This window comes from Streptomyces coacervatus (genome assembly GCF_029223485.1).
GTDB lineage: Bacteria > Actinomycetota > Actinomycetes > Streptomycetales > Streptomycetaceae > Streptomyces > Streptomyces coacervatus.
In genome coordinates, this window is the sequence record NZ_JARHTP010000001.1 from 105,230 (window position 1) to 127,230 (window position 22,001).

19 protein-coding genes and 1 pseudogene are annotated in these 22,001 nt (G+C 69.5%); 5 read left to right on the plus strand and 15 right to left on the minus strand.

Features of this window, described 5'->3' with window-relative positions; genetic code table 11:
- The first annotated feature begins 91 nt into the window (after positions 1-91).
- Genes P2Q00_RS00530 through P2Q00_RS00540 form a run of 3 tightly spaced genes read left to right on the plus strand, consistent with a single transcriptional unit; the run spans position 92 to position 2,957 of the window.
- Positions 92-316: a ferredoxin gene (locus P2Q00_RS00530; RefSeq protein WP_053747430.1), complete on the plus strand. Its 225-nt coding sequence runs from the start codon at positions 92-94 to the stop codon at positions 314-316.
- A complete protein-coding gene (locus tag P2Q00_RS00535) occupies positions 273-1,697 on the plus strand; it encodes an NAD(P)/FAD-dependent oxidoreductase (protein ID WP_425579682.1) in 1,425 nt (474 codons plus the stop codon). Before P2Q00_RS00530 ends, P2Q00_RS00535 begins: the two co-directional genes overlap by 44 nt.
- A 24-nt stretch (positions 1,698-1,721) precedes the next feature.
- Positions 1,722-2,957, plus strand: a complete 1,236-nt coding sequence (locus P2Q00_RS00540; protein ID WP_275768421.1) for a cytochrome P450 — start codon at positions 1,722-1,724, stop codon at positions 2,955-2,957.
- Here P2Q00_RS00540 and P2Q00_RS00545 read toward each other — a convergent pair.
- The 3 genes from P2Q00_RS00545 to P2Q00_RS00555 all read right to left on the minus strand — a co-directional run bounded on the left by P2Q00_RS00545 (position 2,954) and on the right by P2Q00_RS00555 (position 5,394).
- Complete coding sequence (locus P2Q00_RS00545; protein ID WP_275768422.1) at positions 2,954-3,688, minus strand: SIR2 family NAD-dependent protein deacylase; 735 nt, start codon at positions 3,686-3,688, stop codon at positions 2,954-2,956. The two genes, P2Q00_RS00540 and P2Q00_RS00545, sit on opposite strands and share 4 nt — an antisense overlap.
- Positions 3,689-3,799: 111 nt before the next feature.
- The gene (locus tag P2Q00_RS00550; protein WP_275768424.1) at positions 3,800-4,294 is read right to left on the minus strand and encodes an NUDIX domain-containing protein; all 495 of its coding nucleotides are present in this window, start codon (positions 4,292-4,294) and stop codon (positions 3,800-3,802) included.
- Positions 4,295-4,320: 26 nt separating this feature from the next.
- Positions 4,321-5,394, minus strand: coding sequence for an ADP-ribosylglycohydrolase family protein (locus tag P2Q00_RS00555; protein ID WP_275768426.1), 1,074 nt, complete (start codon positions 5,392-5,394; stop codon positions 4,321-4,323).
- A gap of 204 nt (positions 5,395-5,598) precedes the next feature.
- Here P2Q00_RS00555 and P2Q00_RS00560 point away from each other — a divergent pair, with 204 nt between their 5' ends.
- Positions 5,599-6,717 (plus strand): glycerate kinase, encoded by a 1,119-nt coding sequence (locus P2Q00_RS00560; protein WP_275769429.1) that lies wholly within the window; start codon positions 5,599-5,601, stop codon positions 6,715-6,717.
- Between the two features lie 289 nt (positions 6,718-7,006).
- Here the strand turns inward: P2Q00_RS00560 and pssA are convergent, their stop codons facing one another.
- The 9 genes from pssA to P2Q00_RS00605 form a co-directional block, all read right to left on the minus strand.
- Complete coding sequence (gene pssA / locus P2Q00_RS00565) at positions 7,007-7,822, minus strand: CDP-diacylglycerol--serine O-phosphatidyltransferase (RefSeq protein WP_266525837.1); 816 nt, start codon at positions 7,820-7,822, stop codon at positions 7,007-7,009.
- Positions 7,823-7,844: 22 nt separating this feature from the next.
- Positions 7,845-8,501, minus strand: coding sequence for a phosphatidylserine decarboxylase (locus P2Q00_RS00570; protein WP_099932426.1), 657 nt, complete (start codon positions 8,499-8,501; stop codon positions 7,845-7,847).
- A 170-nt stretch (positions 8,502-8,671) separates the two neighbouring features.
- Positions 8,672-9,877: an acyl-CoA dehydrogenase family protein gene (locus P2Q00_RS00575; RefSeq protein WP_275768428.1), complete on the minus strand. Its 1,206-nt coding sequence runs from the start codon at positions 9,875-9,877 to the stop codon at positions 8,672-8,674.
- 3 nt (positions 9,878-9,880) lie between these two features.
- Entirely contained in the window at positions 9,881-10,393 is a 513-nt protein-coding gene (locus P2Q00_RS00580; protein ID WP_062716551.1) for a MaoC family dehydratase, read from the minus strand.
- 5 nt (positions 10,394-10,398) lie between these two features.
- A complete protein-coding gene (locus P2Q00_RS00585; protein WP_275768433.1) occupies positions 10,399-11,364 on the minus strand; it encodes an HpcH/HpaI aldolase/citrate lyase family protein in 966 nt (321 codons plus the stop codon).
- Positions 11,361-13,409: a protein meaA gene (locus P2Q00_RS00590; RefSeq protein WP_275768435.1), complete on the minus strand. Its 2,049-nt coding sequence runs from the start codon at positions 13,407-13,409 to the stop codon at positions 11,361-11,363. The genes P2Q00_RS00585 and P2Q00_RS00590 overlap by 4 nt, the downstream gene beginning before the upstream one ends.
- A 17-nt stretch (positions 13,410-13,426) precedes the next feature.
- Positions 13,427-14,770, minus strand: coding sequence for a crotonyl-CoA carboxylase/reductase (gene ccrA / locus P2Q00_RS00595; protein ID WP_275768437.1), 1,344 nt, complete (start codon positions 14,768-14,770; stop codon positions 13,427-13,429).
- Positions 14,771-15,184: 414 nt separating this feature from the next.
- Positions 15,185-16,000 (minus strand): TetR family transcriptional regulator, encoded by an 816-nt coding sequence (locus P2Q00_RS00600; protein WP_275768439.1) that lies wholly within the window; start codon positions 15,998-16,000, stop codon positions 15,185-15,187.
- 136 nt (positions 16,001-16,136) lie between these two features.
- Positions 16,137-17,942 carry a 3-hydroxyacyl-CoA dehydrogenase family protein gene (locus P2Q00_RS00605; RefSeq protein WP_275768441.1) on the minus strand — a complete coding sequence of 602 codons (1,806 nt, stop codon included), beginning with the start codon at positions 17,940-17,942 and terminating at the stop codon, positions 16,137-16,139.
- A gap of 403 nt (positions 17,943-18,345) precedes the next feature.
- Here P2Q00_RS00605 and P2Q00_RS00610 point away from each other — a divergent pair, with 403 nt between their 5' ends.
- The gene (locus P2Q00_RS00610) at positions 18,346-18,921 is read left to right on the plus strand and encodes an adenylosuccinate lyase (RefSeq protein WP_275768443.1); all 576 of its coding nucleotides are present in this window, start codon (positions 18,346-18,348) and stop codon (positions 18,919-18,921) included.
- 54 nt (positions 18,922-18,975) lie between these two features.
- On the opposite strand, the gene P2Q00_RS00615 is transcribed toward P2Q00_RS00610, so the two are convergent.
- The 3 genes and pseudogenes from P2Q00_RS00615 to P2Q00_RS00625 all read right to left on the minus strand — a co-directional run.
- Positions 18,976-19,374: a RidA family protein gene (locus P2Q00_RS00615; RefSeq protein WP_275768445.1), complete on the minus strand. Its 399-nt coding sequence runs from the start codon at positions 19,372-19,374 to the stop codon at positions 18,976-18,978.
- A gap of 62 nt (positions 19,375-19,436) precedes the next feature.
- Positions 19,437-21,032: an alpha/beta hydrolase gene (locus tag P2Q00_RS00620; RefSeq protein WP_275768447.1), complete on the minus strand. Its 1,596-nt coding sequence runs from the start codon at positions 21,030-21,032 to the stop codon at positions 19,437-19,439.
- Between the two features lie 135 nt (positions 21,033-21,167).
- Positions 21,168-22,001: pseudogene (locus tag P2Q00_RS00625) on the minus strand (radical SAM protein); the annotation flags it as partial.

Sequence of the window (22,001 nt, forward strand, 5' to 3'; positions counted from 1 at the left end):
GAACGGTCTCCCTCTCGTCGCCGCATCACCTCCGGCCACGGAGGGTGGTCGCAGGGGACCGACCGGGCCCTTGGAGAGGACCGATCCCGTGGTGAGGATTGCCGTCGACCTGAACCGCTGTCAGGGGTATGCGCAGTGCGCGTTCCTCGCCCCCGAGATCTTCGCCATGCACGGCGAGGAGGCGCTGCTGTACGACCCGGAGGCCGACGAGGCACAGCGCGCGAAGCTGGCCCAGGCCGCCGCGGCCTGCCCGGTCCAGGCCATCCTCGTCGATGCCGTGGACGTACCGGCCGAGGCGGTGTCCGGTGCTCGGTGACGGCTCCCTGGAACGCCTCAAACGCGAGGGCCGCATCGTCGTCGTAGGCGCGTCGCTGGCCGGCCTGCGCGCTGCCGAAACCCTGCGGGCCGAGGGCTTCGTCGGCTCCCTGACCATGATCGGCGACGAGCCCCACGAGCCGTACGACCGGCCCCCGCTCTCCAAGCAGGTGCTCCTGGGCAGGGCGAGCGCCGACCACACCGCGCTCCCCAGGCTCCGGTCCGTCGAGGCGACCTGGCGGCTGGGCGTCGCGGCCACCGGCCTGGACATGGCCGCACGGCGGGTGCGGCTGGCAGACGGCGACGAGGTGCCCTACGACCGGCTGCTGATCGCCACCGGGGTCCGGGCGCGACCGTGGCCGCACGAGGCCGAGGCGGAACTCGACGGCGTCTTCGTGCTGCGGACCAGCGACGACAGCGCCGCGCTCGCACGGCGGCTCGACGCGGGACCCAAACGGGTCCTGGTCATCGGGGCCGGGTTCACCGGCTCGGAGATCGCCTCCGCCTGCCGCGAACGCGGCCTCGCCGTCACCGTCGCCGAGCGCGGCGCGGCGCCCCTGGTCGGTGCACTCGGCGGCGTGGTCGGCGCGGTCGCCGCCGAGATGCAGCGCGAGCACGGTGTGGACCTGCGGTGCGGGGTCATGGTGACCGCGCTGGAGGGCGACGCCTCGGGACGGGTGCGCGCCGCGCAGCTGTCCGACGGCTCCACCGTGGAGACCGACGTGGTGATCGTCTCGCTCGGCGCCACCCGCAACACCGAATGGCTCGCCGGATCCGGACTCGGGGCAGGCCCCCGAGGCATCGCCTGCGACGCCGGCTGCCGCGCCTTCGACATCCGCGGAATCGTCACCGACGACATCTACGCGGCGGGCGACGTCGCACGCTGCCCGCACCCCCTGTTCGGCTACCAGTTCCTGTCCCTGGAGCACTGGGGCAACGCCGTCACCCAGGCCGGGATCGCGGCGCACAACATGCTCAGCGAGAGCACCGACCGGATCCCCCATCTGGAGGTGCCGGCCTTCTGGTCCTCGCAGTTCGGAGTCAACATCAAGTCGGTCGGGGTGCCGTCGCTGGGGACGGAGATCCTCGTCTCGCAGGGATCGCTCAAGGACCACCGGTTCCTCGGCGTCTACGGATACCAGGGGCGCGTCATCGGCGCGGTCGCCTTCGACCACGGCAGATGGCTGCCCTTCTACCAGGAGCTGATCGAGACCACCGCGCCGTTCCCGCCGGCATTCCCCACGGTCGACCGGACCTCGGACGGACAGCGGCCGCTCGACGCCGACTTCCCCGACCCGTCGGTCCCCACCCACGGCCCCACCGTGACCCTCGGCGGATACGCGCCGGCCGACCGCCGGATGACCTTCACCCCCGCGCACTGACCCGTACGGCCACGAGGACCCGCCATGACGCAATCCTTGCTGCACCAGATCCTGGACTACGCCAACCGCGCCAACCCGTACCCGATCTACGAAGAGCTGCGGAAGGCGCCGGTGCACCACGACGACGGCGGGCCGTACGTCATCAGCACCTACTACGAGATCCGCAGCCTCCTGCACGATCCCCGGATCAGCTCCGACGCCCGCAATCTGGCCTCGACCACCCGCGACCCGCTGGCCGAGCCGGCCCAGGAGGAGAGCGCCCTGCCGCCCGGGTTCCTACGGCTCGACCCGCCGGAACACGACCGCATGCGACGCATGACGAACCGTCCCTTCGGCCCGCCGCACTCCCCGCACCGCGTCGACGGGATGCGCTCAGAACTCCACGACATCGTCTCCGGGCTCATCGACGGCATCGGCGACCCGGGCCGGATCGACCTGGTGGAGCAGTTCTCGTACCCCTTCCCGGTGACCGTGATCTGCCGGCTGCTCGGGGTGCCGCGCGAGGACGAGGCCCGCTTCCACACCTGGGCGGACACCCTTGCGGCGAGCCTGGACCCCGACCCGGACGCGGACCCCACCGAGCGGGGCAAGGGCGCGCACGACGCCCGGATGCAGTTGGGCATGTACCTGGCCGGCCTGATCGAGGAACGCCGCAGGAATCCCGGCGACGACATGCTCTCCCAACTGGCCACGGCCAAGGGCGAGGACGGCCCGATGACCACCATGGAACTGCTCAGCACCGCGGCGCTGCTGCTGATCGCGGGCCACGAGACCACGGTCAACCTCATCACCAACGGAATGCTGACCCTGCTACGCCATCCCGAAGTCCTTGACCGACTTCGTACGGATCCGCAGTTGGCCGTACCCATCGTCGAGGAGCTGCTGCGCTTCGAGCCACCGGTGCAACTCGTGCCCCAGCGCACCACCCTCGCCGACATCGAGGTCCGCGGCGTCACCATCCCCAAGGGCGCCTCCCTCTGGCTCGTCCTGGCATCCGGCAACCGAGACCCCCAGCGCTTCGCGGACCCGGACCGCTTCGACCCGGACCGCGGCGACATCCAGCATCTCGGCCTGGGCAGCGGCATCCACAGCTGCTTCGGCGCACCACTCGCCCGACTGGAGACCCAGCTCGCCCTGTCGGAACTGGCCCGGAGACTGGAAAACCCACGCCTGCTGGAGGACCCGCCCCCGTACCGCCAGAACGCCGTGCTGCGGGGACCGCGGCAGCTGCCCATCGCGTGCGACGGAATCCGCCCCTAGGGCTGCTCCGTGCCGAGTCGGCGCAACAGCTTCGGCAGCGCAGTCCCGATCGGCTCGCGTACGACTTCATCGGCGAGTTCGTCGTACGGCGTCGCCTCGGCGTTGACGATGACGAGCCGCGCCCCATGATCCGCGGCGACACCGGCAAGCCCCGCAGCAGGCTGCACCTGAAGACTGCTCCCCACGGCGAGGAACACCTGACACGCCTTGGTGATCGCGACGGCCTCACCCAGCACCACCGGATCGAGCCGCTCCCCGAACATCACGGTCGCCGACTTGAGGATCCCCCCGCACTCCAGGCACGGCGGATCCTCCTCCCCGGCCTCGACCCGGGCGAGGGCGTCCTCCATGGGCCCGCGCGCATGACAGCCGGTGCACACGAAACTCCGTGCGGACCCGTGCAGTTCGAGCACCTTGCGGGCAGGCATCCCGGCGAGTTGGTGCAACCCGTCGACGTTCTGCGTGATGACCCGCACGGGCACACCGGCCCGCTCCAGCTCGGCCACGGCCCGGTGCGCGGTGTTGGGCTCGGCCTTGAGCGTGCGGCTCTTGCGCCGCATCTGCCACGACCGCCGCCGGATCTCCGGATCACCCATGTAGTACTCGTACGTCACGAGCTTCTCGGCCTCGGGATCCTTCCGCCACAGGCCGCCCGGGCCGCGGTAGTCGGGGATTCCGGAGTCCGTCGAGATCCCGGCGCCGCTCAGGATGGCAACGAGGGGCTTGGTCATGTCACCGAGGGTAAGGCGGCCCACCGAGTGGGGCGAACGGATATTCGGGACGAGGTTCTGCGCGAGGCGGACGTCAAGCCCCGCGACCCCGTGGGGTGAGTCGACGCCCGGTCAGGCCACCCGCTGCCCGTTCTCCAGCTCGGCCGTCCCCACACCTTCCGCCAGGACGTCCAGGGCAGCCAGGACGCGGGGGCCGAGGGTGCCCAGCAGGTAGTCGTCGAGCTCCTCGCGGGGGACGAGCCGCCAGGACAACAGCTCCTCCTCCTGCAACCGGATCGCCTTGAGATCGTCCTCGCCGAGGACCCCGCCGTCGTACAGGTACGCCACCAGCGGCGGCCAGCTCGGCGTATACACCCAGTCCACGGCCAGCAGCCGCCCCAGTTCGCGGTCGAGCCCGATCTCCTCAAGCGTCTCGCGGCGCGCACCCTGGCGCGGGGTCTCGCCGTCGTCGGACTCGATCGTGCCGCCCGGAAGCGCCCAGCCCTCACGGTAGTTGGGCTCGACAAGCAGCACCCGGCCCTCGGCATCGCGGAAGAGGGCGGCGGCTCCGGCGAGGATACGGGGCAGCCCGGCGATGTACGTGGCGAAGTCTGGCGTGGTGGTCATTGAGGAAGGGTAACCAGCTCGCCCCGCTAGATCTCCGCCTCCGCCAGCTGCACCGTCCGCTCCGCCAGCTCGCTGATCCGCACCCCGTCGAAGCCGAACACCGCGCTGCGGACGGTGTCCTCCAGTGGCTCCTTCCACTGCGCCGGGATCGCGTCCGCCCCGGTCAGTACGCCGGCCACCGAGCCGGCGGTCGCGCCGTTGGAGTCGGTGTCCAGGCCGCCGCGAACGGTGAGGGTGATGGTGCGGGTGAAGTCGCCGTCGCCGTACAGAAGGCCCGCGGTGAGTACGGCGGCGTTCGGGATGGTGTGGATCCAGCCGAGCCCGGCGGTCTCCTCGGCCACCGTCGTGAGCGTGTCCTCCCAGGTCATCCGCGTGTCGTGGAGAGAGACGACCCGCCGTACGATACGCGCGAGCCGGCTGCTCGCCGGGATGACGGCCAGGGCCTGGTCGACCGCGTGCCGCACGGTCGGCGCGGTGAATGCCGCCGCGATCAGCGCCGCCGCCCACATCGCGCCGTACACGCCATTGCCCGTGTGGGACAGCACCGCGTCCCGGCGGGCCAGCGAGGCGGCGCGGCGCGGGGTGCCCGGGCAGGTCCAGCCGTAGATGTCGGCGCGGATCAGGGCGCCGATCCACTCCTGGTACGGGTTGTCGAACGTGGCCGTCAGCGGCGGCTTGAGGCCGTTGGCGAGATTGCGGTACGTGGCCCGCTCCGCCGTGAAGGTCTGCAGATACGGCAGCCGCAGCAGCCACAGCTCGCCCACCTGCTCGGTACTGAAACCGAAGCCGTGCGTCTCCAGCAGGTCCAGGCCCAGGATCGCGTAGTCGACATCGTCGTCACGGCAGCTGCCGTGGATACGGCCGCGCACGCACTGGCGCCACTCGGGCCGCAGCTCGAAGCCTGCGCTCTCGTCGGCGGGCTCGGGGAGATAGTCGGTCAGGGGCAGGGCGGCAGCCTGCCGCAGGTATTGGTCGATACGGTCCCGCGTCCACAGGTCGCCCTGCTCGACCGGCTTGCCGAGCATGTTGCCCGAGATCCGGCCCAGCCAGCCCCCGAGGATGCGGTCCGCGAGCTCTGGCTCAGTGCCCACAGGGGTCATAGCTGAAGGTTTACCCAATTTGGGCGCGGGCCGCGCGGGATTCGACAAGGCGCGCACAGCAGGCCCCCAGTAAGCCCCCGGCACCGTCCCAGGCTCCGGTCACGGCATGACGGCGGGGGCGTCCTCCGGTTAAGGTCGCAGCGGCGCGACTGGCCTTGACGTGCGCGAGGCCCGGAGAGCAAGGGGAAACAGGTGACACAGCGCGTGCTCATCGCCGCGGACAAGTTCAAGGGGTCGCTGACGGCCGTGCAGGTCGCCGAGCGGGTGACGGCCGGGCTGCGCCGGGTCGTGCCGGACCTCCCGGTGGAGTCGCTGCCCGTGGCCGACGGCGGCGACGGGACCGTGGACGCGGCGGTCGCGGCCGGTTTCGAGCGGCGCGAGGTGCGCGTCGCGGGGCCGCTGGGCCACGAGGTGACGGCGGCGTTCGCGCTGCGCGCCGGCACGGCGGTCGTGGAGATGGCTGAGGCCAGCGGGCTGCAGCGGCTGCCGGCCGGCGTCTTCGCACCGCTCACGGCGTCCACATACGGCTCCGGCGAACTGCTGCGGGCCGCGCTGGACGCGGGCGCGCGCACGATCGTCTTCGGCGTCGGCGGCAGCGCGACCACCGACGGCGGCGCCGGAATGCTGTCCGCGCTGGGCGCACGTTTCCTCGACGTCGACGGGGAGCCGGTCCCGCCGGGCGGCGGCGGCCTGAGCGAACTTGCCTCCGCCGACCTGTCCGACCTGGACCCCCGTCTCGCCTCCGTCGAACTGGTCCTGGCGAGCGACGTCGACAACCCGCTGACCGGCCCGACGGGCGCGCCCGCCGTCTACGGCCCGCAGAAGGGCGCCTCCCCGGACGACGTGGAGGCCCTGGACGGGGCCCTCGCGCACTACGCGAAGGTGCTGGAGGAAGCCGTCGGCGCGAAGGCGGCGGAGTTCGCCGCGTCCCCGGGTGCGGGCGCGGCGGGCGGCATCGGCTACGGCGCCCTCCTCCTGGGCGCCCGCTTCCGCCCCGGTATCGAGGTGATGCTCGACGTGCTCGGCTTTGCGCCGGCGCTGGAGTGGGCGGACCTGGTGATCACCGGCGAGGGCTCCCTGGACGAGCAGACCCTGCACGGCAAGGCCCCGGCCGGCGTAGCCGCCGCCGCCCGCGCCGCGGACAAGGAGGTCGTCGCCGTGTGCGGCCGCCTCGCGCTGCAGCCGGAGTCCCTGGGCCGGGCGGGCATCCGCCGCGCATACCCGCTCACGTCCGTCGAGCCGGACGTGGCGAAGTGCATCTCGGATGCGGGGCCGATCCTGGAGCGGGTGGCGGAGCAGATCGCGCGGGACTTCCTGAGCTGAGGCCGGACTTTTCTCGCCCCCGCCGCCCCTACCCGTCCCATCCCGGGGGCCAGCCCCCGGACCCCCGCTCCTCAAACGCCGGAGGGGCTGATTTTCGCTGGCCTGGCCTGATCTTTTTCGCCGGCCGGGGTTTGATCTTTCAGCCCGTCCGGCGTTTGAGGACGAGGCCGTTCAGGCCGAAACGGGGGTCTGGGGGCGGAGCCCCCAGGGACGGTGGCACCAGCGCCGGGTGCAGGCACAGCAAAGGGCCCCGAACCCAACCGGGTCCGGGGCCCAAGCCAACGCAGTGCTACGGCTGCGCCGCCCGCGCCTCACGCCGATTGTCACGGAAGTTGTTCACCCGGCGAGCCGTGGCGAACAGGGGAATCACCGCACCGGTGACCAGCTGCAGCGCGCACCCCGTCTGCAGCAGCAGCTGGCCGCTCGGGGCGTCGAATGCCCAGGCCGCCAGCAGACCCATCGACACGACGATCCAGGACAACATCGCCACCGCGAGACGACCCCGCGGCTTCGGGTACTCGACCCGGCTCACCATCAGCCAGGCCGTGCCCAGGATCGCCAGGAGCGTCGCCACGAAGGGCAGCTCGAGAAGCACGATCGAGACCACCGTCAGCGCACCGAACGGCGAGGGCATGCCCTGGAACATGCCGTTCGGGACGGTCACGCACGAGAATCTGGCCAGCCGCAGCACCACGGCCAGGAGCACCACGATTGCCCCGACCGCAGCCACCCGCTGATGCGCGTCGTCCGCGACCATGCCGTAGACGAGGACGAAGTACGCCGGCGCCAGCCCGAAGCTGATCAGGTCCGACAGGTTGTCCAGCTCCGCGCCCATGGGGGAGGAGCGCAGCTTGCGCGCCACCAGGCCGTCGAAGAGGTCGAAGACCGCCGCGCACAGCATCAGGATGACCGCCGTGGCCGCACTGTGGCGGGCCATGCCGGTCTCCTGGTCGCCGGTGAGGTGCGGGATCAGGATGCCGGTGGTGGTGAAGTACACCGCCATGAAGCCGCACGTGGCGTTGCCGAGGGTGAGGGTGTCCGCTATTGAGAGGCGGAGAGAGAGGGGCATCTCCTCCTCTTCGTCCACCTCGTCGGCCTCGGGCACCCAGCCCGCCTGGGTATCAGGATCAATCACGGTCAATGCGAGTCACCCCAGCCACGGTCTTCTGACCGACCTCGACCGCGACGTCCACGCCCTCGGGCAGGTAGATGTCGACACGCGAGCCGAAGCGGATCAGACCGATCCGGTCACCCTGCTCGACCTTCGTGCCCTGCGGGATGTAGGGGACGATGCGGCGGGCCACCGCACCAGCGATCTGGATCATCTCGATGTCGCCGAGTTCGGTGTCGAAATGCCAGACTACGCGCTCGTTGTTCTCGCTCTCCTTGTTGAACGCCGGCACGAACCCACCCGGGATGTGCTCGACCGACGTCACCGTGCCGGAGAGCGGCGCCCGGTTGACATGGACGTTGAGCGGGCTCATGAAGATCGCGACGCGGGTACGGCCGTCCTTCCACGGCATGATGCTCTGCACCACACCGTCGGCGGGCGAGATGACCCGGCCCGGGGCGATCTCGCGCTCGGGGTCGCGGAAGAACCACAGCATGCCCGCCGCGAGCGCGGTGGCGGGCACGGCCACGGCCTTGGCGACGCCGGAGCGGCGCGCACGGGCCAGGCTGAGGGCTGCGGTGGCGACGGTCGGCAGAAGCCACGGCGATGCTCCGCGCGCGAGGCGTACGCCGGCCCGGCTGTCGCGTGGTGCAGAGGTTTGGCTGTGGGGCATGGATGACCTTCGTAGCGGATGATGCCGCGCTGTAACGGGGGACGGCGGCTTTCCCGGGATCGTACCGGTCGCGGGCCGCAACTGGGCAAGCCAGGAAGCCGAGTCGGCGGCCGAAGAGTGCTGACGGGGTGTGATCTTCTTCTCCAAGAAAACACCCCGTATCCGGACATCTAGCCCTGGAACCGATACTCTTCGAGCAACCTGCGACCGATGATCATTTTCTGGATTTCGGCGGTACCTTCACCGATCAGCAGCATCGGGGCCTCACGGTAGAGGCGCTCGATCTCGTACTCCTTGGAGAAGCCGTAGCCGCCGTGGATCCGGAAGGAGTCCTCCACGACCTCCTTGCAGTACTCGGAGGCGAGGTACTTCGCCATCCCAGCCTCAAGGTCGTTTCGTTCCCCGGAGTCCTTTTTGCGTGCCGCGTTCACCATCATTGCATGGGCGGCCTCGACCTTGGTGGCCATCTCGGCCAGCTTGAACTGGATGGCCTGGTGCTGGGCGATCGGCTTGCCGAAAGTGTGACGCTGCTGGGCGTACCGGACGCCGAGCTCGAACGCACGCTGAGCGACGCCGCAGCCACGCGCCGCCACGTTCACACGGCCGACCTCGACCCCGTCCATCATTTGGTAAAAACCTCGGCCGGTCTCGCCGCCGAGCACACGGTTGGCCGGAATCCGCAGGCCATCCATGATCAGCTCGGTGGTGTCGACACCCTTGTAGCCCATCTTGTCGATCTTCCCGGGGATGGTGAGGCCGGGGCGGACCTCTCCGAAGCCGGGCTCCTTCTCCACGAGGAAGGTCGTCATCGACTTGTGGGGCGCGGTGCCCTCGGGGTGTCCTTCATCACTTCGGACGAGTACGGCGACCAGACTTGACGTTCCGCCGTTCGTCAGCCACATCTTCTGGCCGTTCAGGACGTACTCGTCGCCGTCCTTGACCGCCTTGGAGGTGATGGCGGACACGTCCGAGCCGAGGCCCGGCTCCGACATCGAGAAGGCGCCGCGGATGTCGCCGGCCGCCATACGCGGCAGGAAGTGGTCCTTCTGCTCCTGCGTGCCGTGCTGCTTGAGCATGTACGCCACGATGAAGTGGGTGTTGATGATGCCGGACACCGACATCCAGCCGCGGGCGATCTCCTCGACGCACAGGGCGTAGGTGAGGAGCGACTCGCCCAGGCCCCCGTACTCCTCCGGGATCATCAGGCCGAACAGGCCGAGTTCCTTGAGGCCGTCGACGATCTGCTGCGGGTACTCGTCGCGGTGCTCCAGCTCGGTGGCGACCGGGATGATCTCCTTGTCCACGAAGTCGCGGACGGTGGAGAGGATCTCCTGCTGGATGTCGGTCAGACCGGCGGTCTGGGCGAGACGGGCCATGGCCTACTTCTCCTGCTGCTTCAGTTCCGGGCGGCCCGGCTGCTCGCCGCCGCGCTCCTTGATGTACGTCTCGGTCGGCACCATCACCTTGCGGCGGAACACGCAGACCAGCGTGCCGTCCTGCTTGTAGCCCTTGGTCTCGACGTAGACGATCCCGCGGTCGTTCTTCGACTTCGACGGCCATTTGTCGAGCACGGTCGTCTGGCCGTAGATCGTGTCGCCGTGGAAGGTCGGCGCCACGTGCTTGAGCGACTCGATCTCCAGGTTGGCGATCGCCTTGCCGGAGATGTCCGGCACGCTCATGCCGAGCAGGAGGGAGTAGATGTAGTTCCCGACGACGACGTTCTTGCCGAAGTCCGTCGTCTTCTCCGCATAGTTGGTGTCCATGTGGAGCGGGTGGTGGTTCATGGTGAGGAGACAGAACAGGTGGTCGTCGTACTCCGTGACCGTCTTGCCCGGCCAGTGCTTGTACGTCGCCCCGACCTCGAACTCCTCGTAGGTGCGTCCGAACTGCATCGCGCTCAGGCCTCCGGGATCTCGAACTTCGACGTGCGCTGCATGCCGGCGGCACGGCCCTTGCCGGAGATGACCAGGGCCATCTTGCGGCTGGCCTCGTCGATCATCTCGTCGCCGAGCATCGCGGAGCCCTTCTTGCCGCCCGCCTCGGACGTGTAGTAGTCGTACGCGTCCAGGATCAGCTCGGCGTGGTCGTAGTCCTCCTGCGAGGGCGAGAAGATCTCGTTGGACGCCTCGACCTGGCCCGGGTGCAGCACCCACTTGCCGTCGAAGCCGAGCGCGGCGGCGCGCTGGGCGACCGCGCGGTAGCCGTCGATGTTGCGGATCTGCAGGTAGGGGCCGTCGATCGCCTGGAGGTTGTTGGCACGGGCGGCCATCAGGATCTTCATCAGGATGTAGTGGTAGGCGTCCGCCGGGTAGCCGGGCGGCTGCTCTCCCACGACCAGCGACTTCATGTTGATCGACGCCATGAAGTCGGCCGGGCCGAAGATGATCGTCTCGACGCGCTGGGAGGCCGTCGCGATCTCGTTGACGTTGTTGAGGCCCTGGGCGTTCTCGATCTGCGCTTCGATGCCGATCTTGCCGACCTCGAAGCCCATCGTCTTCTCGATCTGGGTCAGAAGGAGGTCGAGGGCGACGACCTGCTGGGCCGTCTGCACCTTCGGCAGCATGATGCAGTCGAGGTTCTGGCCGGCACCCTCGACGACCGTGACGACGTCGCGGTACGTCCACTCGGTCGTCCAGTCGTTGACGCGCACGACCCTCGTCTTGCCGGTCCAGTCGCCCTCGTTGAGGAACTTGACGATGGTGTGCCGCGCCTCGGGCTTGGCGAGCGGGGCACACGCGTCCTCCAGGTCCAGGAAGACCTGGTCGGCGGGGAGGCCCTGCGCCTTCTCCAGGAAGCGGGGGTTGCTTCCGGGGACCGCGAGGCAGGAGCGTCGCGGACGCAGACGGTTGACGGGCGTGGTCATGCGGGGACCTCCAGGGGGTCGAGCTTGTTCGCTTTCCGGATCTCGTCGACGATGCGGCCGATGATTCCGGTGATGTCGAAGTCCTTCGGGGTGAAGACGGCGGCCACTCCGGCGGCCTTGAGCTGCTCGGCGTCACCATTGGGGATGATGCCACCGGCGATCACCGGTATATCTGTGGCACCGGCCACACGGAGCCGCTCCAGTACATCCGGGACCAGCTGGGCGTGCGAGCCGGAGAGGATCGACAGGCCGACCGCGTGCACGTCCTCGGCGAGGGCCGCGTCCACGATCTGCTCGGGCGTCAGCCGGATGCCCTGGTAGACCACCTCGAACCCGGCGTCACGGGCCCGCACGGCGATCTGCTCGGCACCGTTGGAGTGCCCGTCCAGGCCGGGCTTGCCGACCAGGAAGCGCAGCTTGCCGACGCCCAGGTCCTTGGCCGTCAGGTCGACCTTGCGGCGGACATCGGCCATGGCCGAGCCCTCCTCGGCGGGGACGGCGACCGGCGCGGACGAGACGCCCGTCGGGGCCCGGAACTCGCCGAACACCTCGCGCAGGGCCCCGGACCACTCTCCGGTCGTGACGCCGGCGCGGGCGCACTCCAGGGTGGCCTCCATGAGGTTGCCGGTGCCCTTGGCGGCCTCCTTCAGCTTCTCCAGCGCCTTGCACGGGCGCGGATGGTTGAAGGGCGGCTGGTAGCGGGTGTCACGCCAGTGCTGGAGCGAGGAGATGACTCGGGCCTCGACAGCTGGATCGACTGTCTGGATGGCTGTATCGAGATCCGCGGTCAATGGATTGGGCTCGGTCGTCTCGAAGATGTTGACGCCCACGATCTTCTCTTGACCGGACTCGATACGAGCGCGGCGCTCGGCGTGCGAGGAGACGAGCTGCGACTTGAGGTAGCCGGACTCGACGGCGGCCATCGCACCGCCCATCTCCTGGATCCGCTCGATCTCCGCGAGGGACTCCTCGACGAGCTTCGCGACCTTCGCCTCGATGACGTGCGAGCCCTCGAAGATGTCCTCGTACTCCAGCAGGTCGCTCTCGTGCGCCAGCACCTGCTGGATGCGCAGCGACCACTGCTGGTCCCAGGGGCGGGGCAGGCCCAACGCCTCGTTCCAGGCAGGGAGTTGGACGGCACGCGCGCGTGCGTCCTTCGAGAGGGTCACGGCCAGCATCTCCAGCACGATCCGCTGGACGTTGTTCTCCGGCTGCGCCTCGGTCAGACCGAGGGAGTTGACCTGGACGCCGTAGCGGAAGCGGCGCTGCTTGGCGTTCTCGATGCCGTACCGCTCGCGGGTGACCTTGTCCCAGATGCGGCCGAAGGCGCGCATCTTGCACATCTCCTCGACGAAGCGGACGCCCGCGTTCACGAAGAAGGAGATACGGGCGACGACGTCACCGAACTTCTCGGCCGGCACCTGACCGCTGTCCCGGACGGCGTCGAGGACCGCGATCGCCGTGGACATCGCGTACGCGATCTCCTGGACCGGCGTGGCGCCCGCCTCCTGCAGGTGATAGCTGCAGATGTTGATCGGGTTCCACTTCGGGATGTGGGAGACCGTGTACGCGATCATGTCCGTCGTCAGACGGAGGGAGGGGCCGGGCGGGAAGACATGCGTCCCCCGTGACAGGTACTCCTTGACGATGTCGTTCTGGGTCGTCCCCTGGAGCTGGGTGATGTCCGCACCCTGCTCCTCGGCGACGACCTGGTAGAGCGCCAGCAGCCACATGGCGGTGGCGTTGATCGTCATCGAGGTGTTCATCTGCTCCAGGGGGATGTCCTGGAACAGCCGGCGCATGTCACCGAGGTGCGCGATCGGCACGCCGACCCGGCCGACCTCGCCGCGGGCGAGGATGTGGTCGGAGTCGTAGCCGGTCTGCGTCGGCAGGTCGAACGCGACCGACAGGCCGGTCTGGCCCTTGGCGAGGTTGCGCCGGTACAGCTCGTTGGACGCCTCGGCCGTGGAGTGACCGGCGTACGTGCGCATGAGCCACGGCCGGTCCTTCTCCCGCTTGCCTTCGGCGGGCTGACGCTCAGTCATCTATGACCCCGGGTGTCTCAGATGTTGCGGAAGCGGTTGATGGCGTCGATGTGCTTGGCGCGCATCTCCTCGTCGCGCACGCCGAGGCCCTCCTCGGGGGCCAGGCACAGCACGCCGACCTTGCCCTGGTGGAGGTTGCGGTGCACGTCGTAGGCCGCCTGGCCGGTCTCCTCCAGGGAGTAGACCTTCGACAGCGTCGGGTGGATCTTGCCCTTCGCGACGAGCCGGTTGGCCTCCCAGGCCTCGCGGTAGTTGGCGAAGTGCGAGCCGATGATCCGCTTCAGGGACATCCACAGGTAGCGGTTGTCGTACTCGTGGTTGTAGCCCGAGGTCGAGGCGCAGGTGACGATGGTGCCGCCCTTGCGCGTGACGTAGACGGAGGCGCCGAAGGTCTCGCGGCCGGGGTGCTCGAAGACGATGTCGACGTCCTCGCCGCCGGTGAGCTCGCGGATGCGCTTGCCGAAGCGCTTCCACTCCCGCGGGTCCTGCTCGTGCTCGTTCTTCCAGAACTTGTAGCCCTCGGCGTTGCGGTCGATGATCGCCTCGGCGCCCATCGCGCGGCAGATGTCCGCCTTCTGCGGCGAGGACACGACGCAGATGGGGTTGGCGCCGCCCGCGAGCGCGAACTGCGTGGCGTACGAGCCGAGTCCGCCGCTCGCGCCCCAGATCAGGACGTTGTCGCCCTGCTTCATGCCGGCGCCGTTGCGGGAGACCAGCTGCCGGTAGGCGGTCGAGTTGACCAGACCGGGAGCGGCGGCCTCCTCCCAGCTCAGATGGTCCGGCTTCGGCATCAGCTGGTTGGACTTGACCAGCGCGATCTCGGCGAGACCGCCGAAGTTGGTCTCGAAGCCCCAGATGCGCTGCTCGGGGTCGAGCATCGTGTCGTTGTGGCCGTCGGACGACTCCAGCTCGACGCTGAGGCAGTGCGCGACGACCTCATCGCCCGGCTTCCAGGCGTTGACGCCCGGCCCGGTGCGCAGGACGACGCCCGCGAGGTCGGAGCCGATGATGTGGTACGGCAGGTCGTGCCGCTTGGTCAGCTCGCTGAGGCGGCCGTAGCGCTCCAGGAAGCCGAAGGTCGACAGCGGCTCGAAGATCGAGGTCCACACCGAGTTGTAGTTGACCGAGGAGGCCATGACGGCCACCAGGGCCTCGCCCGGGCCGAGCTCGGGCAGCGCCACGTCGTCGAGGTGGATCGACTTGCGCGGGTCCTTGTCGCGGGTCTCCAGGCCCGCGAACATCTCCGTCTCGTCCTTGTGCACGGTGATCGCGCGGTACGACTCGGGGAGCGGCAGAGCGGCGAAGTCGGCCGGAGTCGAGTCCGGCGACTGGATCGCGTCCAGGATGTCCTTCGTGGTCACGGTGTTGCCTCCGGCGATACGCACCCTGAGGGAGGGGTGCTGAGGGTTACGTCGGTGTGCTGCTGAGGGTTTTGGGAAGTGCCGTCGGTTCGGCGGTGATGCTGTTCGGCAGCGCTTTGTGGCGCGGGAGGTTGCCTGTGACGCAGGCGTCCGGGCGCGCAAGCCATTGGCTTGAGGGGACAGCCGACGTGCGAATGGTCTCTGCACGCCGGCCGCCCGGACACATTCAACGTATGACACCGCGTGTCACCCCGCAAGGCACTGAGTGCCAGAGATTGCCCTCAGGTGAAATCTTTACGTAACAAATGAGCGATGATCGATCGAACGAGGGTTGAAAGATGCCTGAAAAGGGGCTCCGACATGCCAAAACGGCCACCCCGAAGGGTGGCCGTCATCACAGGGCGTGGAGAGGCTTCAGCGTTCCTTGAGCGCCTGCTCGATGGTCCGCATGACCTCGTCCAGCGGGGCGTCGGTGCGGGCGACCGTGACCAGGACCTCGCCCTGGGTGGAGACCGTGGCCGGAGCCGCAGGCTTCGGGGCGGCCGTCGTGCGCCCGGCGCCGATGCCCGTCCCGAACGTCTTGCGCACGATCGCGAAGGCGTGGTCCAGCTGGGCCTCCACGTCGCCCTGGCCGCCGGCCCGCAGCCAGCGCCGCAGGACGTGGTTGTGGGCGGTGACCACGGCGGACGCGGCGACCTCTGCCAGCAGCGGGTCGTCGTTGGCGTCGTCGTCATGCGCGTGCTCGTCGAAGTGGCCGAGGAGATAGCGGGTGAAGAGGCGTTCGTAGCGCGCCACCGAGGCGATCTCGGCCTCGCGCAGGGTGGGCACCTCACGCGTCAGCTTGTAGCGGGCGACCGAGATCTCCGGCCGGGCCGCGTACATCCGCATGACTTCCTTGATGCCGCGGCACACCGTGTCGAGCGGGTGCTCGTGCGGGGGAGCCGCATTGAGCACCGCCTCCGCACGGATCAATGTGTCGTCGTGGTCGGGGAAGATCGCCTCTTCCTTGGAGCGGAAGTGGCGGAAGAAGGTGCGGCGCGCGACCCCGGCCGCGGCCGCGATCTCGTCGACGGTGGTCGCCTCGTACCCCTTGGTCGCGAACAGCTCCATCGCCGCGGCCGCCAGTTCTCGGCGCATCTTGAGCCGCTGGGCGGCCGCGCGACTGCCTGCGGCACTTTCCGGCGCGTCGGGCGTAGCTGGTGTACGTGAGGACTTGGCGGGCTGGGACATGACCCGAACGTACTGCATGTGCGCAGCTTGATGCGCATGTACGGGGGTTCCCCCACCCTGCGCGGGCGGGGGTCCTCCAGCGCGGCCGAGCAGTCCGCCCCAGTCCGTCTCGCCTCTGAACCAGTCGCCGTCGCCGTCAGCGGCGGGCATATTCGCGGAAGCCACGGCCCGTCTTCCGGCCGAGGCAGCCCGCGGCCACCAGGTGCTCCAGGAGCGGCGCCGGGGCCAGGCCCGGGTCGCGGAACTCGCGGTGCAGGACCTTCTCGATCGCCAGGGAGACATCGAGCCCGACGACGTCCAGCAGCTCGAAGGGGCCCATCGGGTAGCCGCCGCCCAGCTTCATCGCCGCGTCGATGTCGTCAAGAGACGCATAGTGTTCCTGCACCATCTTGATCGCGTTGTTGAGGTACGGGAAGAGCAGGGCGTTCACGATGAAGCCTGCCCGGTCACCGCAGTCGACCGCATGCTTCTTGATCTTGGCGCAGACCTCGCGAACCGTTGCGTGGACGTCCTCGGCCGTCAGGACCGTACGGACGACCTCGACCAGCTTCATCGCCGGCGCCGGGTTGAAGAAGTGCATGCCGATCACGTCCTGCGGGCGCGAGGTGGCGCGGGCGCAGGCGACGACGGGCAGCGAGGAGGTCGTGGTGGCCAGGACCGCGCCCGGCTTGCAGACCTTGTCCAGCGTCGCGAACAGCTGCTGCTTGATCTCCAGGTCCTCGGCGACCGCCTCGACGGCCAGGTCGACGTCCGCGAAGGACTCGTACGAACCCGCCGCGGTGATCCGGTCCAGGGTCTGCGCGGCGGCCTCGGCGGTCATCCGGCCCTTGTCGACGGAGCGCGAAAGCGACTTGCCGATACGGGCCTTGGCGGTCTGCGCCTTCTCCTCGCTGCGGGCGGCGAGGACGACCTCGTACCCGGCCTTGGCGAAGACCTCGGCGATGCCGGACGCCATGGTGCCGGAGCCGGCGACACCGACGGAGCGGACCTCGCGGCCCGGGGTCAGGGTGGCGCCCTCCAGCGGCGTCAGCGAGTCCCGCACGACGGTGGCGCTGCCGGGGGCCTCGTAGGTGTAGAAGCCGCGGCCCGACTTGCGGCCGGTCAGGCCCGCCTCGCTGAGCTGCTTGAGGATCGGGGCGGGGGCGTGCAGCCGGTCGTGGGACTCGGCGTACATCGCCTCCAGGACCGTACGGGCCGTGTCGACGCCGATCAGGTCGAGCAGGGCGAGCGGGCCCATGGGCAGACCGCAGCCGAGCCGCATCGCGGCGTCGATGTCCTCGCGGGAGGCGTACTTCGCCTCGTACATCGCGGCGGCCTGGTTGAGGTAGCCGAACAGCAGCCCGTCGGCGACGAACCCGGGCCGGTCGCCGACCGCGACGGGCTCCTTGCCGAGGTCGAGAGCGAGGTTGGTGACCGCGGTGACGGCCGTCGGCGCGGTCAGCACCGAGGAGACGACCTCGACCAGCTTCATCGCCGGCGCCGGGTTGAAGAAGTGCAGGCCCAGCACGCGCTCCGGACGCGCCGAGTCGGCGGCGAGACGGGTCACGGACAGGGCGTTGGTGCCCGTCGCGAGGATGGTCTCCGGGCGCACGATGGCGTCCAGTTCACGGAAGATCTGGTGCTTGATCTCGTACGACTCGGGGGCCACCTCGATGACGAGGTCGGCGTCGGCCGCGGCCCGCAGGTCGGTGGAGGTGCGGACGCGGGCGAGGACGTCCGCGCGCTCCTGCTCGGTCAGCCGGCCCTTCTCCACGGCGCGGGCGGTGGCGGCCTCCAGGGCGGCGACGGACTTGGCGGCCGCGGCCTCGCTGATGTCGATGCCGACGACCTCGCGGCCGGCCTTGGCGAGGACCTCGGCGATACCGGTGCCCATGGTGCCGAGGCCGACGACGGCAATGGTCGTGAGCGGAGAGGAAGAGGTGTGGGACAGGGGAGTGGCCATCGCGGGACTCCAGGCATGAGGGTGACGACTGGGAGAGCGCCCGGGTGCGCCGAGGGAGGCCCGACCGAGGTCGAAGCCGTGGCGCACCGGGTGCGTGAAAAGGAATGCGGGTGTTGCCGGGCTGCAAGCGCACACGCCCGGTGCCTGCCGTCGCCATGGGCGCGCACACGCCTGGAGCGAACGGTGGGGAATCCGACCGGCCCTGTCCCGTGGCCGGGTCGTGCTGCGGTACCTGATGTACCGAACCGACTGCTCTTACGACGGCTGCGTCACCAGGCCGCCGTAAGCAAGTGCGAGTGGGTAACTCGCTCGTCTGAGCTTAACCGGCGGGTAACGAGCGCGCTAGTCCCCGTGTTTGTGATGTACGTCCCGAGAGATCGGCATCCCCTCTAATCTCGGTGTCATGGACGAAGAGTTGCGATCACTCACGGAGCGTTTACGGGAGGAGTCGGGAGCGTCCGCCGCATACGACCGTCTCGTGGCGACCGGCGACCCGGACGAGCTGGCGCGGGTGCTCACCGAGCCCGGGCAGCCGCTGTGGGCCAGGGAGCTGGCCGCGTTCCGGCTGGGGCTTGCGGGCGACCGGCGTGCCTTCGAGTCCCTCGTCCTGTTCCTGAACCATCGCGATCCGCAGCGCTGTGCCTCCGCGGCCCACGCCCTCGCCCGCCTCGACGACCCGCGCACCGCCCGCGCGGCGGCCGCCCTCGCCACCAACGAGCTGCGCGTCGCCTATGCGCTGCACCCGGTCCGGCTCCTTGCGGAGCTGCGCGCCCCCGAGTCCGTGCCTGCGCTGATCACCACACTGGAGCGCAGACTGCGCCCGCACGATCCGTACCGGCGGGTGGCGCTCGCCTGTGTGGAGGGGCTCGGCGACCTGGAGGACGCCCGCGCCAGACCCGTACTCAACGAGGCACTCGCCCACCCGGCGCTCGCTCAGGCGGCGGTGCGGGCGCTGTCACGGATCCCGAAGCAGAGGTGACGCAGGCCTACGGGTGGGGCTGTCGGTCCGTCAACTCCCGACCCTGCAGGCTGCTCACTCGCCCACGACCGCGAACGCCTCGATCTCCATGAGGAACTCCGGGCGGGCCAGCGCGGCGACCTGTACCGCGGAGGCCGCGGGGAGCCTGTCGTCGGGTATGTGTACGGCGCGGGCCGCGCGGATCGCGGGCAGGTGCGCCATGTCCGTGACGAAGTAGGTGAGTTTGACGATGTCGTCGAAGGCTGCCCCGGCGGCGGCCAGACAGCGTCGGAGGTTCTCGAAGACCTGGCGGGCCTGGGCCTCGGGGTCGCCCGCGCCGACGGGCTTGCCGTCCTCGTCCAACGCGATCTGGCCGGCGATCGCGACGAAACGCCCGGTGCCCATGACGACGTGGCTGTACTGGGCGGCGGGGAAGACCCCGTCGGGGGCGGTAATCCTGGTCAGCTCACTCATGCGTCCATCGTGGACCATGGGTCTGACAACGCCCCCGACGGGACCTCGATGTCGCCGGGTGCTCAGCGGCGGAAGCCGAGCAGTCCGTGCAGCGTGGCGCCGTCGGTGGACCCGGACGGCCCCGCCGACATCGTGGCCGCCTTCGTGCTCAGCGGCTTGGGGTCGGGCGTCTTCGGGCACACCGCGTCGATCGCGCCGCCGCTGCGCGGCACCGTGCCGTCGGACAGATACGCAGCCAGGTACTTGTCCAGGCAGGCGTTCCCGCTCAGCGTGATGCCGTGGTTCCCGCCGCCCTGCTCGACCACGAAGCTCGAGCCGGCCAGCAGGCGGTGGACCGTCGCGCCGCCCTCGTACGGGGTGGCCGCGTCGTTGGTCGCCTGGAACAACAGCACCGGCGGCAGCTTGTCGTTGGCGATGTGCACCGGCTTCAGCGAGTCCGTCGGCCAGAAGGCGCACGGCGCGTTGTACCAGGCGTTGTTCCATGCCATGAACGGCGCCTTCTCGTACACCGCCCAGTTGTCCTTGCGCCACTGGTTCCAGTCGCGCGGCCAGGAGGCGTCACGGCACTGCACCGAGGCGTAGATGCTGTAGCCGTTGTCCCCGGACGCGTCGACGGCGGCGAAGTTCTGGTACGCCTCGACCAGCGGGTCGGAGTTCTTGTCGTTCACGTACGCCGCGAACGCCTCGGCCAGATGCGGCCAGTAGCCGTTGTAGTAGCCGCCGGGGACGAAGGTGTCCTCCAGCTCGGAGGCCCCCACCTTGCCGCCGGCCGGCTTCTTGGCGACCGCCTTGCGCATCGCGTACCACTTGGCCTCGATCTTGGCCGGGTCGGTGCCGAGCTTGTACGTCGAGTCGTACTTGGCGATCCAGGCCATGAGGGCCTTCTGGCGGGCGTCGAAGGCGGAGTCCTGCGAGATGTTGTCGTCGTACCAGACACCGGTCGGGTCGACGATCGAGTCCAGGATCAGGCGCTTCACGCGCTGGGGGAAGAGCTTGGCGTAGACGGCGCCGAGGTAGGTGCCGTACGAGTAGCCGAAGTAGCTGGTCTGCCGGGCGCCCAGGGCCGCGCGGATCGAGTCCATGTCCTGTACGGCCTGAATGGTGTTGATGTACGGCAGCAGGCCCCCGTACTTTGTGCCGCAGGCGGCGGCGAAGGACTTGGCGCGGTCGAGGTTGGCCTTCTCCAGGGCCGGAGTGCTCGGCACGGAGTCCGGGCGCACCGGGTTGAAGTGCCCTGGTTTGCAGTCGAGGGCGGGCTTGCTCTTGCCCACCCCGCGCGGGTCGAAGCCGATGACGTCGTACTGGGCCGCGACCGCCTTGGGCAGCGACGACGCGACGAATCCGGCGAGCGTGAGGCCGCTGCCGCCGGGACCGCCCGGGTTGACCAGCAGCGGGCCCTGGCTCTTCTGCGCGGTGTGCTTCACGCGCGAGAGCGCGAGCGTGATCTGCTGCCCGTGCGGGTTCTGGTGGTCGAGCGGAACGTTGAGCGACGCACACTGCAGCGTCGGATAGTTCGTGGTGGCGCAGTTCTTCCAGGTCAGTTTCGCGGCGGGAGCGGATTGCGGGGTCTGCGAGGTGCTCGCGCCGGCAGGGAAGGCCGAGAAACTACCGGCCACGACGACGGCGGCACCGCACAGCACGGCTGCGCGTTTTCTCATTGAGTCCTCCCAGGACGGAGGGTTTCGGACCGCGAGTCCCACGGTCCACGCCGCATCGTCCCGGAAAGCCGCTCCGGAAGAACTCGTTCTGGCAAGACTTGACCCAATCGGGTCGCGGGATGCGCTCGAATGCTCTCAAATGAGCGTGAGTTGGGTCGGTTCGGACATCGCCGGCTCGGGTGCCTCCGGTGGCCGGATCCGCCGTGGCATCCCCGCGCGCGTGGGGCCGATCCCGTACTCCTGGGCCAGGTCGTGGACCTGACGGGTGATCCGCCGCTGGTACCACTTGGGGGCGTAGGAGCCGTCCGCGTACAGGCGCTCGTAACGGCGCACCAGGTGCGGGTGGTGGTGGGCCAGCCAGGCCATGAACCACTCGCGGGCGCCGGGGCGCAGATGCAGCACCAGCGGGGTGACAGAGGTGGCCCCGGAGGCCGCGATCGCCCGTACGGCGGAACGCAGTTGGGCGGGCTGATCGCTCAGGAACGGGATCACCGGGGCCATCAGCACACCGCACCCGAGGCCGTGCTCGGCGAGCGTGCGGACCACGTCCAGGCGGCGCTCCGGGGCCGGCGTGCCCGGCTCCACCGTGCGCCACAGCTCGGGGTCGGTGAAGCCGACCGACACCGAGATGCCGACATCCGTCACCTGCGTCGACTGCACCAGCAGGTCGAGGTCGCGCAGGATCAGCGTGCCCTTGGTGAGGATCGAGAAGGGGTTGGCGTGGTCGCGCAGGGCGGACAGGATGCCCGGCATCAGCCGGTAGCGGCCCTCGGCGCGCTGATAGCAGTCCACGTTCGTGCCCATCGCGATGTGCTCGCCCTGCCAGCGGCGCGAGCCGAGCTGGCGGCGCAGCAACTCCGGGGCGTTCACCTTGACCACGATCTGGGAGTCGAAGTCGAGCCCCGTGTCGAGGTCCAGATAGCTGTGCGTCTTGCGGGCGAAGCAGTACACGCAAGTGCATGCACTCCC

What these genes read in the sequence shown, in the direction of transcription:
- P2Q00_RS00550 (WP_275768424.1), bottom strand. Translation starts at nt 4,294, where the DNA reads ATGACCACCACGCCAGACTTCGCCACGTACATCGCCGGGCTGCCCCGT.
- P2Q00_RS00555 (WP_275768426.1), bottom strand. Translation starts at nt 5,394, where the DNA reads ATGACCCCTGTGGGCACTGAGCCAGAGCTCGCGGACCGCATCCTCGGG.
- P2Q00_RS00600 (WP_275768439.1), bottom strand. Translation starts at nt 16,000, where the DNA reads ATGTCCCAGCCCGCCAAGTCCTCACGTACACCAGCTACGCCCGACGCG.
- P2Q00_RS00610 (WP_275768443.1), top strand. Translation starts at nt 18,346, where the DNA reads ATGGACGAAGAGTTGCGATCACTCACGGAGCGTTTACGGGAGGAGTCG.
- P2Q00_RS00605 (WP_275768441.1), bottom strand. Translation starts at nt 17,942, where the DNA reads ATGGCCACTCCCCTGTCCCACACCTCTTCCTCTCCGCTCACGACCATT.
- P2Q00_RS00535 (WP_425579682.1), top strand. Translation starts at nt 273, where the DNA reads ATGCCGTGGACGTACCGGCCGAGGCGGTGTCCGGTGCTCGGTGACGGC.
- P2Q00_RS00590 (WP_275768435.1), bottom strand. Translation starts at nt 13,409, where the DNA reads ATGACTGAGCGTCAGCCCGCCGAAGGCAAGCGGGAGAAGGACCGGCCG.
- P2Q00_RS00540 (WP_275768421.1), top strand. Translation starts at nt 1,722, where the DNA reads ATGACGCAATCCTTGCTGCACCAGATCCTGGACTACGCCAACCGCGCC.
- P2Q00_RS00615 (WP_275768445.1), bottom strand. Translation starts at nt 19,374, where the DNA reads ATGAGTGAGCTGACCAGGATTACCGCCCCCGACGGGGTCTTCCCCGCC.
- P2Q00_RS00580 (WP_062716551.1), bottom strand. Translation starts at nt 10,393, where the DNA reads ATGCAGTTCGGACGCACCTACGAGGAGTTCGAGGTCGGGGCGACGTAC.
- P2Q00_RS00545 (WP_275768422.1), bottom strand. Translation starts at nt 3,688, where the DNA reads ATGACCAAGCCCCTCGTTGCCATCCTGAGCGGCGCCGGGATCTCGACG.
- P2Q00_RS00620 (WP_275768447.1), bottom strand. Translation starts at nt 21,032, where the DNA reads ATGAGAAAACGCGCAGCCGTGCTGTGCGGTGCCGCCGTCGTCGTGGCC.
- P2Q00_RS00585 (WP_275768433.1), bottom strand. Translation starts at nt 11,364, where the DNA reads ATGACCACGCCCGTCAACCGTCTGCGTCCGCGACGCTCCTGCCTCGCG.
- P2Q00_RS00575 (WP_275768428.1), bottom strand. Translation starts at nt 9,877, where the DNA reads ATGGCCCGTCTCGCCCAGACCGCCGGTCTGACCGACATCCAGCAGGAG.
- P2Q00_RS00570 (WP_099932426.1), bottom strand. Translation starts at nt 8,501, where the DNA reads ATGCCCCACAGCCAAACCTCTGCACCACGCGACAGCCGGGCCGGCGTA.